The 15,986-nt window shown below is 41.3% G+C and carries 19 protein-coding genes; 7 read left to right on the plus strand and 12 right to left on the minus strand.

The genetic code is table 11. From position 1 onward, the window contains the following. Window positions 1-8: 8 nt before the first annotated feature. Both rbsA and rbsD read right to left on the minus strand, forming a co-directional pair. Window positions 9-1,505, minus strand: coding sequence for a ribose ABC transporter ATP-binding protein RbsA (gene rbsA, locus KPF51_RS01835; protein ID WP_211599592.1), 1,497 nt, complete (start codon window positions 1,503-1,505; stop codon window positions 9-11). An 11-nt stretch (window positions 1,506-1,516) separates the two neighbouring features. Continuing rightward, window positions 1,517-1,936 (minus strand): D-ribose pyranase, encoded by a 420-nt coding sequence (gene rbsD, locus KPF51_RS01840; protein WP_005723380.1) that lies wholly within the window; start codon window positions 1,934-1,936, stop codon window positions 1,517-1,519. A 193-nt stretch (window positions 1,937-2,129) separates the two neighbouring features. Here rbsD and KPF51_RS01845 point away from each other — a divergent pair, with 193 nt between their 5' ends. Then, entirely contained in the window at window positions 2,130-2,342 is a 213-nt protein-coding gene (locus KPF51_RS01845; RefSeq protein WP_005723381.1) for an excalibur calcium-binding domain-containing protein, read from the plus strand. Window positions 2,343-2,386: 44 nt separating this feature from the next. Here KPF51_RS01845 and KPF51_RS01850 read toward each other — a convergent pair whose 3' ends face one another. Continuing rightward, window positions 2,387-2,719, minus strand: a complete 333-nt coding sequence (locus tag KPF51_RS01850) for a zinc ribbon domain-containing protein YjdM (protein WP_061406200.1) — start codon at window positions 2,717-2,719, stop codon at window positions 2,387-2,389. Window positions 2,720-2,861: 142 nt separating this feature from the next. Here KPF51_RS01850 and KPF51_RS01855 point away from each other — a divergent pair, with 142 nt between their 5' ends. Further along, window positions 2,862-3,416 (plus strand): YtfJ family protein, encoded by a 555-nt coding sequence (locus KPF51_RS01855; RefSeq protein WP_005723386.1) that lies wholly within the window; start codon window positions 2,862-2,864, stop codon window positions 3,414-3,416. Window positions 3,417-3,608: 192 nt separating this feature from the next. Next, complete coding sequence (locus KPF51_RS01860) at window positions 3,609-4,847, plus strand: Zn-dependent hydrolase (RefSeq protein ID WP_005723388.1); 1,239 nt, start codon at window positions 3,609-3,611, stop codon at window positions 4,845-4,847. 149 nt (window positions 4,848-4,996) lie between these two features. Here KPF51_RS01860 and KPF51_RS01865 read toward each other — a convergent pair whose 3' ends face one another. The 4 genes from KPF51_RS01865 to pth all read right to left on the minus strand — a co-directional run bounded on the left by KPF51_RS01865 (window position 4,997) and on the right by pth (window position 9,100). Then, window positions 4,997-5,725: a nitroreductase family protein gene (locus KPF51_RS01865; protein WP_061406199.1), complete on the minus strand. Its 729-nt coding sequence runs from the start codon at window positions 5,723-5,725 to the stop codon at window positions 4,997-4,999. Window positions 5,726-5,892: 167 nt separating this feature from the next. Next, on the minus strand, window positions 5,893-7,305 hold the full coding sequence (locus KPF51_RS01870) for a basic amino acid/polyamine antiporter (protein WP_005723393.1): 1,413 nt from the start codon (window positions 7,303-7,305) through the stop codon (window positions 5,893-5,895). A gap of 85 nt (window positions 7,306-7,390) precedes the next feature. Then, window positions 7,391-8,482: a redox-regulated ATPase YchF gene (gene ychF / locus KPF51_RS01875; protein ID WP_005720428.1), complete on the minus strand. Its 1,092-nt coding sequence runs from the start codon at window positions 8,480-8,482 to the stop codon at window positions 7,391-7,393. Between the two features lie 33 nt (window positions 8,483-8,515). Further along, entirely contained in the window at window positions 8,516-9,100 is a 585-nt protein-coding gene (gene pth / locus KPF51_RS01880) for an aminoacyl-tRNA hydrolase (RefSeq protein ID WP_005720430.1), read from the minus strand. 154 nt (window positions 9,101-9,254) lie between these two features. Here pth and KPF51_RS01885 point away from each other — a divergent pair, with 154 nt between their 5' ends. The 4 genes from KPF51_RS01885 (at window position 9,255) to xseA (ending at window position 12,647) form a co-directional block, all read left to right on the plus strand. Further along, window positions 9,255-9,695 carry a type II toxin-antitoxin system RatA family toxin gene (locus tag KPF51_RS01885; RefSeq protein ID WP_005723398.1) on the plus strand — a complete coding sequence of 147 codons (441 nt, stop codon included), beginning with the start codon at window positions 9,255-9,257 and terminating at the stop codon, window positions 9,693-9,695. Then, a complete protein-coding gene (locus KPF51_RS01890; protein WP_005720534.1) occupies window positions 9,682-9,981 on the plus strand; it encodes an RnfH family protein in 300 nt (99 codons plus the stop codon). Before KPF51_RS01885 ends, KPF51_RS01890 begins: the two co-directional genes overlap by 14 nt. A gap of 53 nt (window positions 9,982-10,034) precedes the next feature. Then, the gene (locus tag KPF51_RS01895; protein WP_211599594.1) at window positions 10,035-11,228 is read left to right on the plus strand and encodes a cupin domain-containing protein; all 1,194 of its coding nucleotides are present in this window, start codon (window positions 10,035-10,037) and stop codon (window positions 11,226-11,228) included. An 81-nt stretch (window positions 11,229-11,309) separates the two neighbouring features. Further along, window positions 11,310-12,647 (plus strand): exodeoxyribonuclease VII large subunit, encoded by a 1,338-nt coding sequence (gene xseA, locus KPF51_RS01900; protein WP_005723403.1) that lies wholly within the window; start codon window positions 11,310-11,312, stop codon window positions 12,645-12,647. A 1-nt stretch (window position 12,648) separates the two neighbouring features. Here xseA and rapZ read toward each other — a convergent pair whose 3' ends face one another. From rapZ to lptC, 5 genes are read right to left on the minus strand one after another with little or no spacing between them, the layout of a single operon-like run. Continuing rightward, window positions 12,649-13,515 (minus strand): RNase adapter RapZ, encoded by an 867-nt coding sequence (gene rapZ, locus KPF51_RS01905; RefSeq protein WP_005723405.1) that lies wholly within the window; start codon window positions 13,513-13,515, stop codon window positions 12,649-12,651. 29 nt (window positions 13,516-13,544) lie between these two features. Next, a complete protein-coding gene (gene ptsN, locus KPF51_RS01910; RefSeq protein ID WP_005751136.1) occupies window positions 13,545-14,063 on the minus strand; it encodes a PTS IIA-like nitrogen regulatory protein PtsN in 519 nt (172 codons plus the stop codon). A gap of 2 nt (window positions 14,064-14,065) precedes the next feature. Beyond that, window positions 14,066-14,791: an LPS export ABC transporter ATP-binding protein gene (lptB, locus tag KPF51_RS01915; protein ID WP_005720541.1), complete on the minus strand. Its 726-nt coding sequence runs from the start codon at window positions 14,789-14,791 to the stop codon at window positions 14,066-14,068. 8 nt (window positions 14,792-14,799) lie between these two features. Then, window positions 14,800-15,312, minus strand: coding sequence for a lipopolysaccharide transport periplasmic protein LptA (gene lptA, locus KPF51_RS01920; protein WP_005720543.1), 513 nt, complete (start codon window positions 15,310-15,312; stop codon window positions 14,800-14,802). Next, the gene (gene lptC / locus KPF51_RS01925; protein ID WP_005720545.1) at window positions 15,296-15,874 is read right to left on the minus strand and encodes an LPS export ABC transporter periplasmic protein LptC; all 579 of its coding nucleotides are present in this window, start codon (window positions 15,872-15,874) and stop codon (window positions 15,296-15,298) included. The genes lptA and lptC overlap by 17 nt, the downstream gene beginning before the upstream one ends. Between the last annotated feature and the right edge of the window lie 112 nt (window positions 15,875-15,986).

Below are 15,986 nucleotides of genomic sequence, written 5' to 3' on the forward strand. Positions count from 1 at the left end.
CTTCAGGTTTAGAGCGCACTTTTGCCAATGGCTGCGGCTAATAATTTTTCTTGCGTGGCTTCACCACGTTGGAATTCTGCACTAATTCGCCCTTCATGCATGACCAAAATACGATCACTCATGCCAAGCACTTCTGGCATTTCAGAGGACACTAAAATGATACTTAAGCCCTCTTTTTTGAATTCATTAATGAGTTGATAAATTTCTTTTTTCGCCCCCACATCCACACCACGTGTTGGCTTATCTAAAATCAACACGTTGGGACGTGTCATTAAGCCTTTAGCAATCGCCACTTTTTGCTGATTACCGCCAGATAAGAGCCCAATTTGCTGTTCTTGGCTTGGTGTTTTGATATTAAACATGGTGATGAAGTCACCCACTGCCAATTGTTCTGCTTTGTGATCAATTTGAATAGATTTAGAAAAATAGGCTAAAGCGGTGAGTGACATATTTTCTTTCACTGACATGCCTAAAATTAAGCCATCACCTTTGCGATCTTCGGAAATGTACACAATGCCATGATTTAAGCCATCTTGTGGGCAAGTATTGTAAATTTCTTGCTGAGCTAACCGCACTTTGCCACTTGAACGGGGTAGCGCGCCATATAACACTTTCATAAGCTCTGTTCGTCCCGCTCCCATCAGACCAGAAACCCCTAGAATTTCTCCTCGATGTAATGTGAAACTGACATCATGTACACCACTGCCACTGAGATTTTCGACTTCAAGCAATAATTCGCCACGAGGTTTATCTAAATGTGGATATTGTTCATCTAAACGGCGTCCAACCATCATTTCAATCAGCTGATCTTCATCTAATACATTGACGGCTTTTTCACCAATAAACTCACCATCACGTAATACCGTCACATCATCGCAAATTTCAAAAATCTCTTTGATACGATGCGAGATATAGACAATGCCACGTTTTTCGGCTTTGAGTTCCCGAATCACCTTAAATAAAGCGGCTGTTTCCGTATCGGTTAGTGCATCGGTGGGTTCATCCATAATAATGACTTTAGATTCAAAGCTGAGTGCTTTGGCAATTTCAACCATTTGTTGTTCACCAATTGATAATTCGGAACACAATTGATGGCTACTATGGCTAACACCTAAACGTTTAAGTAATTTGTCCGCTTCTTGGTGCATTTTTTTCCAATCAATACTTCCCCAAGGCGTCACAAATTCACGGCCTAAGAAAATATTTTCTGCGATTGTTAGGTTGCCAACTAAATTCAATTCTTGGTGAATGATGCTGATGCCAGCTTCTTGCGACTCTTTTGGTCCTTTGAAGGTGACTTGTTTACCTAAATATTCAATTGTGCCTGCGTCTTTGCTGTAAATGCCGGTGAGCACTTTCATTAAGGTCGATTTACCCGCACCATTTTCCCCCATTAATGCCATGGCACGTCCTGCATAAACGGATAAGCAAGCATTACTGAGCGCTTTGACACCGGGAAAAGACTTATCAATTCCTTGGATGTGGAGTAAGGTTTCGTGTTGCATATTCGCCGCCTTTAAAATGGAACGCCAGAATACAAAATAATATTGGCATAAGGACTACATTCGCCACTACGTACAATTGCTTTGCTTGCATGCGTGTACGTTTTGAACATGTCATGACTGACATATTGCACCTCAATTTGGTTGCCTTGTTGTTGCTCAAGTTGAGCCAAACTGTTTAAAAGTGCGGTCAGTATTTTCGGATTTTTTTCTTTGATTTCTTCGGCAATGATGGCTCTTTCTACAAACATTTCTGTGACTACCGCATGAAAAGTTTGAAGGAAACTTGGCACCCCTACACTTAAAGCCAAATCAACACGTTCTATCTGTTTAGGGATCGGCAGTCCCGCATCACAAATCGTGAGGCTATCGGTATGACCTAATGTCGCGATTACTTGGGATAACGGGGCGTTTAATAGGGCGGTTTTTTTCATGACGTACCTCAATAGATTTTTCTTTCTCATCGAAACGTTTCGATGACTTAGTGATTAGTCTAAGAGGAAATTGAAAAAGTGCAAAAAGCTTTTGTCCGATCTGTGAACTGGATCAAATAATTTCGTTTCTGATAGCGAGAATAGTTGGTTAAAATGAGGACTATAAGAGAGCAACAAAGCAGGAAAAGACGTGATGAAGAGAATATGGGTAACTTTAATGATTGCTATAACAGCCTGTTCAGCGCACGCTAAGCGAGTAACTTGTAAGCATTTCGCTACGCAAGCTGAAGCACAAGCGTACATGGAAAAATATAAGGCCTATCATTTAGATGGCGATCATGATGGAGAAGCCTGTGAGTGTTTACCCGGTGGCAGTAGTCATGGATTGGCACGCTGTCGGCGATAAGTCAACGTACTGTTTATCACGTAAAAAAACAGTACGTCGTGAGATTAGGCTTTTTTCAGAAACGCTGATTTTAATGAAAAACTTTGCCCATCAATTTTGCAATCAACATCATGATCGGCATCGACTAAACGAATGTTTTTGGCTTTGGTGCCTTTCTTTAACACGATAGACGAGCCTTTTACTTTGAGATCTTTAATTAAGATAACCGAATCACCATCTTGTAGAAGATTACCGTTGCTGTCTTTCACCACTTTCTCATCACTTTCTATAGGTTCTTGACCTGACCATTCATAGCTGCAATCAGGGCAAACAAAATGGATTAAATCATGATAAACGTATTCACTTTGACATTTTGGACAAGTTGGCATTTGTTCCATAAATTTTCCTCTCAATAAAAATGACGCGAAATTATAGCAAAAAAGCGCAATTTTGCCAAAATTATGTGAATAACAGCTCTGATTTGTTTATTTTTTGTTTTTCGGTAGAATGCATCCTCTTTGAGTTAACAAGGTAAAGAAAATGAAAAAAATGACATTTGTTTTAGGGTTAGCCACATTTTGCGCATTTTCAGCGCATGCCCATAATATCCAGTTAAATCAACCTTTAGCATCTGTTAGTGTTGCTGAAGATGGAGAATTGAGTGTAAAAGGTGAGGCGGTGCAGTATCATGCTTGGCATTCGGCACAATTAGTGGGAAAAGTACGTGTCGTGAACCACATTGCAGGACGACGTGATGTGAAAGAACGTAATCAAGCATTAATTGAGGCGATTAAAGGGGCACAATTTGATCGTGCCAAATATCAGACAACCACGATTATTAATGCTGATGACGCAACCTTCGGCACGGGCAGTTTTGTAAAAAGTGGTGCAGAAAAAGGCAAAAAAGCCAATGCGCATAGCCAAGTGGTGTTAGATCAACGCGGTGCGGTAAAAGCAGCTTGGCAATTAAAGGAAAAAGAAAGCTTGGTTGTCGTGTTGGATAAAGCGGGCAAAGTCAAATTTGTCCATGAAGGCGCGCTATCGACTGCGCAAGTGCAAGAAGTGATTGGATTAATTGGTGAATTAGTGAAATAGAACAGGAAAACTTTTTAAAAAAGCATTGCACGTTAAAATCATCGATTTATAAAAGATTATATGATCTAATTCAAGTATCTGTGCTGTAATGGGTTGTCAAGCCAGTATGAATGTTGTACAAGGATAAGTGGCGTTATCCTGCAAAAGCAGTGTGTTGAGCACTGCTTTTTTGTTATCAACTAAGGAGTCTTTATGTCGATCAATTTAGCTCGCGTGCAATCTATTATTGACACGCTCGCCTCAATGTCTTCTGTCGAAGGCGAATTAACCCGTTTGGCATTTAGCCGAGAAGATGAAAAAGCGCATAAATATATCGTCGATTTATGTCAAACTTATGATCTTGCGATTCGCCGTGACGAAATCGGCAATCTTTTTATTCGTAAAGCAGGTATTGAAGATCATCTGCCAGTCGTCGCCTTTGGCTCGCATATTGATACCGTGGTCAATGCGGGGAAATTGGATGGTCCATTGGGATCGGTAGCAGGGTTGGAAATTTTATTTCAACTTTGTGAGCAAGGCATTAAAACCCGTTATCCCTTAGAACTGATTATTTTTACCTGTGAAGAATCAAGTCGTTTTAACTACGCTACCTTAGGCAGTAAAGTGATGTGTGGTGTGGTGGAGCAGGCGGGCTTAAGCCACTTGCGTGATAAACAAGGCAAGGCGTTTGCGCAAGCGTTAGCCGATATTGGGTTGGATTTCTCGACAATTCACCACGCAAAACGTACCGGTGAAGAATTTAAATGTTTTGTAGAATTGCACATTGAGCAAGGTCCTCGTTTAGAAAATGAAAACAAAACCATTGGTGTGGTGACCGGTATTGCCGCACCAATTCGTTGCGTGGTGAAAATTCAAGGTCAAGCGGATCATTCTGGTGCCACGGCGATGCATTATCGTCATGATGCGTTATTGGGTGGTGCAGAACTGGCGCTCGCTGTTGAGCAAGCTGCGATTGATGCGGGGCATGCTACGGTAGCAACCGTGGGGAATTTGACGGCAAAACCCGGTGTAATGAATGTGGTACCGGGCTATTGCGAACTGTTAGTTGATATTCGTGGTATTCATGTGGAAGCCAGAGAGTCAGTCTTTACAGCGTTACAACAGCAGATTGAACAAGTCGCACAAAAACGAGGCTTGCAGATTGAATTACAGCTGATTTCTAAAGATAACCCTGTATTATTGCCGCAAGAGATGGTTGAGCAAATTAGGCAAAGCGCTGAAACTCTCGGTTATAGTTACGAAGTGATGCCAAGTGGGGCGGGGCACGATGCGATGCATATGGCAACACTTTGCCCAACGGGAATGATTTTTGTACCTTCACATCGGGGTATTAGTCATAATCCGTTGGAGTTTACCGAATGGCAAGATATTGACGCAGGGATTAAAGTCTTGCAAAAGGTCGTATTAACACAGGCAGAGGTGGTGAGTTAAGTCAATACGCATACCGCGCAATAACGTGCGGTATGTATTACAACTTTTGGCAAGGCGACAGACTACGACCTTAGATTTGAGCGAAGTGGTTAAAAGTGCGGTACATTTTTAACTACTTTTTCGTGTCCTTTTTCCTTATCTCTTTGATTTTATTTTCTATGATACACTTCATCAAAAGGCACACGAAAGCGATCGCCCCAAATGCCTCGTCCAGCTTTACGTACCCCACATGACACAATCATATTGATTTCAGCACCCTGTGGGAGCGAAAGAAGCTTTTTCACTTTACCACCATCTAATCCCTCAATTGGGCATGTATCATAACCTTGTTCCGCCATTAACAGCATAAAGGTTTGTGCCGCCAACCCACAACTTTTATGCACCACCACACGCACATCCGCTTCCGATACTTCAGTGCTGACAGGACGAAATAAACGGATAGCATAAGCTAATCCCTTGCGAAACAAACCTAATAAACCAAAACAGCGTGCATAAATAAAGGGCATCAGTTTTGCATAATAGAGCGTTTTGCCCTTTAGGCGATTTTCCCAGCGGTCAGGTGGACTATGGCGCTTAATGTTTTCGCTCTCAAAGGCTAAAACTGCTTGAGCGCGTTGTTTATACAAATCTTGGCGAGTCACAAACACCACCATTTGTTGTGCTGTGGTTGCTGTTTGTTGTCCTAAACAGGTAGTGGCTAATTGTGCAAGAAGGGCTTTATCAGTGATGTGGTAGAACTCATACAGTTGCATATTAGAACTGCTTGGTGCCAAAGTTGCCAACTGCAAGCATTGTGTCACTTTTTCACTATCAAGCGGTTTGTCGGGATCAAAATAACGTACGGCGCGGCGGTGATGAAGTAGCTCAGATAATGTCATAGGGCGATTCCTAACAAAAAACAAACGTTCCGTCAGATTGTCGCAAAGTTTTGCACTGACCACAAGGGCGAGGCAGAGGTAGGACTGGGAGAGAAAAAGTGCGGTCAGTTTTTCAAAAAATTGTTAAAAACTGACCGCACTTTTCTGTTTGATTGAAGATTAACGGGTTAATTCCAATTGACATTGACAGCACTATTGTAAATAGCTAACACAAACGCGATAGCAATAAAGAGCAATAGTGCTTTCTCTTTTTGATTAAAATGAAGTTTGCCTTGGTGCTGATAGCGAGAATATAAGTAGATTCCAATCCCTGGGACATACAACAAGATCGATAACAATAAATGATCTAGTCCGGCGGCATATAAAATCCAGACTCCGTAAATTGAGGCAAGTAACCCAGTAAGCTTGATATACCAAGCACTGTTTTGTTGAATAGACAATTTCAATAAGTAGGCACCAATCAGGAAATACGGCACTAAGATCATAGAGGTGGAAATTAACAACAGTGCGTTATAGCTTTTACCTGTCATTAATACCAACACGAGACAGAATTGCACCACGAGGTTAGTGAACCACAGAGAGTTAATTGGCGTGTCGTTTTCGTTGATCTTATTTAAGATTTTCGGGAACGCCCCGTTTTGCGCGCCACGATAAGGGACTTCGGCAGAATACATAGTCCAACTAATGTAAGACGCTAACACAGAGACAATTAAACAGGCGGTGATAATGATTTTACCGCTACTGCCAATCATGTGTTCTAGCAGACCAGCCATCGATGGATTGGGCATATTGGCGATCATTTCACGTGGTAAGATCCCCAGAGATAATACGGTAATCGCCACATATAAAATTAAGGCAATCACAATCCCCAACACCGTGGCTAACCCCACATCACTGCGTTTTTTGGCGTGAGCGGATAACACTGCTGCCCCTTCAACCCCAACGAATACCCAGAGCGTGATCAACATGGTGTTTTTCACTTGATCAGTAATGGAATGATTTAAATTTGTGGCTTGAATATCATGGTTAAAGGTTTCTGGTGAGAAAAACCAAGCGGCTAATACAATAAACAACACTAACGGAAAAGCTTTGACAAAAGTCGCTAAGAGATTTAAAAATGCTGCTTCTTTGACTCCTCGTGTAATCAGCCAATGCACTAACCAAACCACTAAAGAAGAACCTAGAAAGGCGAAAATCGTATTGCCTTGAGCGAAAATGATACGATTAGGACTATCGGTAAATAAACCGATTCCCTCAAAGGCGACCACTAAGTAGCCAACGCTACCAATGGTAGCACACAACCAATAACCCCAAGCAGAGAGAAAACCGACTAAATCGCCAAAACCTTCTCGAGCATAAGTGTAGATGCCGCCGTCTAACTCAGGACGTAAACGGGAAATAAAGAAAAAGGAAAGACCTAAAAAGATGATCCCAATACCAGTAATGATCCAACCAATAACGAGTGCTTGTGCACCTGCCACTTCCGCCATGTTTTGTGGCAAACTAAAAATCCCCGAGCCAATCATCGAGCTTAACACTAAGGCGGTGAGGGATAATAAACCGATTTTTTTATTCGACATACTGTCTTCTCTTATTTTTATTATGAAACTAAACAAAAAAACACCGCACTTATTGCGATAAAGTGCGGTGCTTTTTTATAAAATTTTAGACGTTAAAGCGGAAATGCATTACATCGCCATCTTGTACGATGTAATCTTTGCCCTCTAAGCGCCATTTACCGGCTTCTTTTGCACCCGCTTCGCCTTTGTATTGGATAAAGTCATCATAGGCGATCACTTCAGCGCGAATAAAGCCTTTTTCAAAATCAGTGTGAATCACAGCTGCTGATTTGGGTGCAGTTGCACCAATTGGAATTGTCCACGCACGCACTTCTTTGACACCCGCTGTAAAGTAAGTTTGTAGGTTAAGTAATTTATAACCCGCACGAATCACGCGGTTTAAGCCTGGCTCTTCAATACCTAAATCTTGTAAAAACTCGATTTTTTCGTCATCGTCTAATTCGGCAATTTCCGATTCAATCGCTGCACAGACTGGCACCACGACCGCGCCTTCTTTTTCCGCAATTTCACGGACGCGATCAAGATATGGATTATTTTCAAAGCCGTCTTCATTGACGTTGGCGATGTACATCGTCGGTTTTAAGGTTAAGAAGTTATAACCTTTGATCGCTTGTAGTTCGTCTTTGTCTAAATCGATGGAACGAATCATGCCGGCGTTTTCCAGCACAGGCAGGATTTTTTCCATAATAGACAATTCAAATTTGGCGTCTTTATCGCCGCCTTTGGCCCGTTTTTGTAAACGTTGAATGGCACGTTCGCAACTGTCTAAATCTGCTAATGCCAATTCGGTATTGATCGTGTCGATATCTTCTGCAGGATTAATTTGTCCTGCGACATGAACGATGTCATCATTTTCAAAACAACGAACCACATGCCCAATCGCGTCAGTTTCACGGATGTTGGCTAAGAATTTATTGCCTAAGCCTTCGCCTTTGCTGGCGCCTGCGACTAATCCGGCAATATCCACAAATTCCATCGTAGTCGGTAACACGCGCTCAGGTTTGACGATTTCCGCTAAGGCGTCCAAACGTGGATCGGGCATTGGTACAACCCCCGTGTTAGGTTCAATGGTACAAAACGGGTAGTTGGCGGCTTCAATCCCCGCTTTGGTTAATGCATTAAATAGGGTTGATTTACCAACGTTAGGTAAACCCACGATGCCACATTTAAATCCCATAGTTTTTCCTTACTTTTTAACTATTAATCTTTTTTATGCTTTAAACGCATTTAAACGGTTGGTGGCTTTAGTAATGCCATCTTTAATCAGAATATCTACACAACTTGTGGCTTCATCTAAAGCTTTGTCAATCAGTTGCCAATCGGTAGGTGACGGTTTATTTAACACATACGCTGAAACCAAATTTTTATCACCAGGATGTCCAATGCCAACTCTTAAGCGATAGAAGTTTTTATTGTTGCCTAATTGCGCGATAGTATCACGCAAACCGTTGTGTCCACCATGTCCGCCACCTTGTTTAATTTTTGCTACACCCGGTGGTAAATCTAATTCATCATGAATGACCAAAATCTCTTCTGGTTTGATGCGATAGAAATTTGCCAAGCTACTGATGGCTTTACCACTCAAATTCATAAAGGTCGTTGGTACGAGAAAGCGGATTTCATTGCCGTTGATGACGGTGCGTGCCGTTTTGCCTGAAAATTTGCTCTCGGGCGTTAAACTAAAATGAAATTGGCGCGCTAAACGATTGATTAACCATTCTCCCGCATTGTGGCGGGTATCGGCATATTTATCGCCCGGATTACCCAAACCAACAATTAATTTTATTTCAGACATTGATCTTCTTCCAACAGTCAAAATAGTGCGCTATTGTAGCGGAAAATAGCGCAACTCTCAATTTTGAAACACAGATTTTCTCCATTCTTGCCTTATTTTGACCGCACTTTTCCGCTATAATATGCAGAATTTTTTCAATCAAGAATAAAACCTCATGCCAACAATTAATCAAAGTGCATTAGTGCCTTATAGTGCTGCACAAATGTATCAATTAGTGAATAATTATGAACGTTATCCTGAATTTGTACCGGGCTGTGTGAATGGGCGTACCTTGACTCAAAATGGTCATGAATTAACGGCGGAACTGGTGATTTCAAAAGCGGGCATTCGCCAGCAATTTACGACTCGCAATCAAATGGTGGAGAACCGTTCGATCAAAATGCAATTGGTGGAAGGTCCCTTTCGTTTTTTGCAAGGGGAATGGCAATTTGATGAATTAGACGAGTGTTGTTGCAAGATTGCCTTGAAATTAGAATTTGAGTTTTCTAATCCCTTGATCGCGATGGCATTTGGGCAGATCTTTACTCATTTAACCAGCAAGATGATTGACGCATTCAAGCAACGCGCAAGAGAGGTATATCATGGCGCAAATTAAGATTGAAATCGCTTATGCTTATCCTGAACGTTACTATTTAAAAAAACTCACGGTAGAAGAAGGAACGATGATTCAAACCGCGATTTTGCAATCGGGCATTTTGCAACAATTTACCGAAATTGATTTGCGGGAAAACAAGGTGGGTATTTTTAGTCGCCCAGCAAAATTAACCGATCAACTCAAAGATGGCGATCGTATCGAGATTTACCGCCCGTTGTTAGCTGATCCAAAAGAAATTCGCCGTAAACGTGCAGAGCAGCAAGCGGCACAAGCCAAGAAAAAATAAACCGATCCTTTGGGTTTTACCGCAAAGATCACACCGAACAGAAAGAGAGCATGATGAAATTTTGTTTACCTGAACACATTACCCCTGAGATTTTTTTACGTGATTATTGGCAAAAACAACCGTTATTGATTCGCAATGGCTTACCTGAAATTGTCGGGATGTTTGAACCGGATGATATTATTGAGCTCGCTCAACAAGAAGACGTGACCTCTCGTTTAATTAAACAATTTTCCGAAGACAATTGGCAATTAGCACGCAGTCCATTAACAGCAAAGGATTTTAAAAATTTGCCAGCACAATGGTCTGTATTAGTACAAAATTTAGAACAATGGTCGCCAGAATTAGGGCAATTATGGCACGCCTTTGGTTTTATTCCTCAATGGCAACGTGATGACATTATGGTGTCTTATGCACCAGCAGGCGGTTCAGTCGGTCGACATTATGATGAATATGATGTGTTTTTGGTGCAAGGCTATGGACATCGCCGTTGGCAATTAGGTAAATGGTGCGATCCAAGTACCGAATTTAAAGCCAATCAGCCAATTCGTATTTTTGATGATATGGGTGAGCTCATTTTAGATGAAGTGATGGCACCCGGCGATATTTTGTATGTCCCTTCTCGCTTATCTCATTATGGTGTCGCACAAGATGATTGTTTAACCTTTTCTTTTGGTTTGCGTTATCTGAATGTTGCCGATTTATTCGACAACATCAATAAAGGCATTTGCCAAGCGTTGCCAGAGATTGATTTGACGGAATTGAATATTCCACTGCGTTTAAGTCCGGCAGTGCAAGCGACAGGTAAGCTGGATCCTGTGATGGTGGAAAATATGAAACAGCAGTTTTTCGCCAAATTAGCAAACTCTGCACAATTTGATCGTTTATTCCAACACGCCGTTGCCACCACCGTGAGCAGCAGACGTTATGAGTTACTTGAAACAGAAGGCTATTGTGATTTAGATGAAGTGCGGTCGATTTTAGCGGAAAATGGCACGATTGTGCAGGATAATAACTGCAAATTACTTTATCTTGAAAATCCATTGCGCGTTTATGCGAACGGTGAATGGCTAGATGAACTCAATGAGATTGAAGCACAGGTGTTAAAAGCACTAGCAGACGGTCAACAACTCGATTTTGCCTTTTTAACTCAGTTATGTGCGCAAGCTGACGATCCCGATAGCACTTTGGATTTATTGCTTGATTCCTTATGTAACTGGCTGGATGATGGCTGGGTATTGCTGGAATAACCGCGTATTTTTCATTTTTGGGGGATCTTGTTCGCGGTTGGGCAAGATAACCGATCACAAATCATTACAAAGGCTATCACCATGTCTGAACACATTTACTCAGTTTCACAATTAAATCAAACTGTACGGGTTATGCTAGAAAATCAGCTAGGACAAGTTTGGTTGACGGGTGAAATTTCTAATTTCACACAACCTGTTTCGGGGCATTGGTACTTAACCTTAAAAGATGAAAATGCACAGGTGCGTTGCGCGATGTTTCGCATGAAAAATATGCGCGTGAGTTTCCGTCCACAAAATGGCATGCAAGTGCTGGTGCGCGCCAGTGTCAGTTTATATGAGCCTCGTGGCGATTATCAGTTGATTATCGAAAGCATGCACCCTGCAGGTGAAGGCTTATTGCAGCAGCAATTTGAAGCATTGAAAATGCAGCTAGCAGCAGAAGGTTTATTTGCTCAACATTTGAAAAAAAGCTTACCGCCATTTTGTAAAAGTGTCGGTATTGTGACATCACAAACCGGGGCTGCATTACAGGATATTTTGCAGATTTTGCGTCGTCGTGATCCGAGCTTACAGGTCGTGATTTATCCTACAGCTGTACAAGGCAAAGAGGCGAGTGCGGAAATTGTACAAATGATTGAACTGGCAAATCGTCGTCAGGAAGTAGATGTCTTGATTGTGGGGCGTGGTGGTGGCTCATTAGAAGATTTGTGGTGTTTTAATGAAGAAATGGTGGCCAGGGCAATTTTCCATTCTCAACTCCCGATTATTAGTGCGGTAGGGCATGAAACCGATGTGACGATTGCGGATTTTGTGGCAGATTTACGTGCCCCTACGCCGTCAGCGGCAGCCGAACTCGTTAGCCGAGATCAGCAGGCCTTATTACAGCAACTTGTTTATCAACGTCAACGTCTAGAGATGGCGTTAGATCGTTTATTTAAACAAAAAGACGATAGATTACAGCGTTTACGCTTGCGCTTGCATAACCAGCATCCACAAAGACAACTTTCGGCTCAGAAACAGTTAATGCAACAACTGACACATCGTTTAGATTGGTCAATGCAAGCGGTATTACAACAAAAACAGGCGCAACTTCGTGTATTGTGGGCAAGGGTTGAGAAAAATCCCTTACCATTTACGTTGCAGAAACAAAAACAGGATTTGGCACAACTTAAAGTCCGTTTAGATGTAGCTTTGAAACGAGAGCTCACTTTCAAACACCATCAATTCGCCGCTTTATGTACGAAATTAGATAGCATAAGCCCACTCAAAGTCTTCGCAAGAGGCTATTCGATTGCACAAAATGCGCAAGGTATGGCAATTACACAACTTAAGCAGGTTAGTGTCGGTGAACGTGTGATCACGCGCTTGGCGGACGGCGAAATTGTTAGCCAAGTAACGGATTTAAGACCGCGAAGTTAGCTTATTGTGTATTCGCTTTTTTATGTTTTGCTAAGGATTTATGCTGAATTTGCACGCTTTTCCCTTTAGCTTGGAAATATTCCCCTAACTGTTCGGTGATATAGACAGAACGGTGTTTCCCTCCTGTACAGCCAATCGCAATTGTCAGATAGCTACGGTTATTTTGTTCTAACATAGGTAACCAGGTTTCAATATAATTGCGTGTTAAATAAATAAAGTGATTGACTTCATTTTGTTTATTTAAGAACTCGGCAACAGGCGCATCTAAGCCAGTGAGTGGGCGTAATTCGGGAATCCAATGTGGATTAGGCAAAAAACGTACATCGAAGACATAATCGGCATCTAAGGGTAAACCATATTTAAAGCCGAAAGATTGAAAAATAATTTTTAAGGCTTTATCTGATTTTTCACATAAAAAATCACGTAATCGCTCGGCTAATTCATGGGTGGAAAGACGAGTGGTGTCAATAATTAAATCCGCATGTTGTGTGAGCGGGTCTAAATATTTTCTTTCTGCATCAATCGCAGCTTCCAAGGAAAGATCTTGAGTGGACAACGGATGTAAACGCCGCGAGTCACTGTAGCGACGAATAAGCGTGCCTCTGTCAGCATCCAAAAAAATCAATTTGATTTGGTGTTGCTGTTGTACTTCGGTAAGGAGATTTTCTAACGTTTTTGAGGAGTGAGGTAAATTACGAATATCTAGACTAATCGCAACGGATTGCTGATTCGTCGAAAGAATCGAGGCTAATTGGGGGAGTAAGTCTAAGGGCAAATTATCAACACAATAATAGCCAATGTCCTCTAAACAACGGAGAGCAACGGACTTGCCCGCACCAGAGTGCCCACTAATAATGATAATTTCCATACGCTTTTCCCCCTTTAAGCGGAAACAGATTATTCTGTTTCTTTTGTTGTTTCTGCTGAGGCTTTTGTTACGTTTTCCTGTGTATTCAATTGATCCACATTTTCAAAAATTTGCCAGATTTCATCCACATTTTGTGCATTACGTAATTGTTTACACAAGGTTTTATCTGAAAACTTTTCGGCAATTTCTGGTAATGCGCTGATATAGCGTTCACACAGTTGTTCGGGTACTAAAATCGCCAAGATTAAATCCACATCACGATGATCGGCAGACTCGTAGTCCACAGGTGAATCTAAATGAATAAACACCGCCAGTGGTTGATTGCCTTCCGGGATTCTCGCTTTAGGCATGGCAATCCCGTTGCCTAAGCCTGAGTTCCCCATCTTTTCACGGCTTAATAAACACTCAAAACAAAGTTGTTCTGCATTTTCTAATTGAATTTGATCTGCGATCACTTGTGTGATGATTTCAAATAAACGTTTTTTACTTGAGCAAATCAGCCCTTGACGAATATTTTCAGGTTTGAGTAATTCTGTAAATTTAATCATAACTAGAGTTTAAATTCTTCACCTAAGTAAACACGTTTCACTTGTTCATTATTTAGAATTTGCTCAGGTGTGCCAGTGGCAATCATTTTTCCCGCGCTCACGATATAAGCACGTTCACAAACATCTAAGGTTTCTCTGACATTGTGATCGGTAATTAAAACGCCTAAGCCACGATCGCGTAAATCCATGATGATCTTTTTAATATCGATCACGGAAATCGGATCAACACCAGCAAAAGGTTCATCAAGCAGGATAAATTTGGGATTGGCGGCTAGAGCACGTGCAATCTCAACACGGCGACGTTCTCCGCCGGAGAGGGATTGACCTAAATTATGGCGAATATGATCAATGTTAAACTCATTAATCAGTTCATCCGCTCTTTCTCGACGTTGTTCTGGCGTCAAATCTTTACGTATTTCTAACACCGCCATTAAATTATCATAGACACTTAAACGACGAAAAATGGAGGCTTCTTGAGGTAAATAACCGATACCACGTTGTGCCCGATTATGCATAGGTAATAGACTAATATCTTCATCATCAATGCGAATTTTACCTTGATCGTGCTGGACTAAACCGACCACCATATAGAATGTCGTTGTTTTTCCCGCGCCGTTCGGACCGAGTAAGCCCACGATTTCATTGGAGTTAACGGTGAGACTCACATCAGAAACGACTTGGCGACTTTTGTAGCTTTTTGCTAAATGTTCAGCATAAAGAATTGACATAGAAAACCTTATTTCTTTTTCTCGTTTAATTGAGTAGGAATTAAAACCGTTCTGACTCGAGAACCCTGCGTGCTGTTAGCGTTTAATTGTTGTTTATTGACATCATAAGTAATCACGTCACTGTTGATTTTGCTGTCTAATTGCTTGAGTTCTGCATTACCGGTTAAGGTTAAAAATTCCTGAGTGAGATCATAATGGACCTGATTGGCATGCCCTTCTACAGGTTTCCCATCATCAAGTTTTTGGTAAAACGTCACCGGCTTACCAAAGGCTTCGATAGTGTCTTTTTTACCAGAATTTTCAGGGGGGCGAGTGATGATCACTTTACTGGCTTTAATGAGGATAGAGCCTTGTGTAATAACCACATTATCCGTGAAGGTTACCACGCTGTTGTCCATGTCTAAAGATTGGTTATCGGAAACCACATTAATCGGTTGCTTTGTATCGCTTTTCAAAGCGAAAGCAGGTAATGCGGTGGCGAATAATGTCGTGAAAATGACAATGTTATTTATTGATTTCATAGTATGTATTTACCTGCTCTTTTAAAGTCGCGATTTGTTGTTGTAAGTTACCGGTGAGTTTTAAACCCGTAGAATGAAAATGTTGACCATAAATTTTCACGGCGTGTTCCGAGCTAATATCTTGCGTAGATAAATTGATGACCGCACTTTCTGTTTCAACGCGCTGTAAACGAGAAGGGCTTAACAGGCTTTCCACAACAACATTCCCTTCTAAATACAGCATATTTTCTTTCGTTAATATGGCTTTGTTCGCACTGGCTTTCCAATTTTCTTTATTGGAAAGTTGATTTTCTGTTTCTAATTCAAATAAATACACTTCTGGCTTTTGAAAGTGCGTTTGACCTGAAAGGGCAAAATGTTCAACAGAATCCGACATCGCAACATAGTGCTTTTTCCCTGTTGGTGAGAATACCGTGGTTTTCATTTTTTGTCCGACATATTCGGGACTATCAGGCTTTTTGATTAAGGTATTTAGACTCGGTTCACCTTGATTAAGTGAATAAAACCAAGCCAGTAAAGCCAATGCAAGCCCTGCTAAAATTATATTCCAACGAATATTCATAAAACCTATTTCAAGTCATTAAAGTGAGTTATTAAATGGCAATCATAGCATAATTTTAATAAAACCAATAAAAGTGCGGTAGGATTTCAGAAAATTTTTCCTTAAGGGAGAT

The sequence above is a fragment of the Pasteurella sp. XG20 genome (assembly GCF_018968665.1).
Taxonomy (GTDB): domain Bacteria; phylum Pseudomonadota; class Gammaproteobacteria; order Enterobacterales; family Pasteurellaceae; genus Pasteurella; species Pasteurella multocida.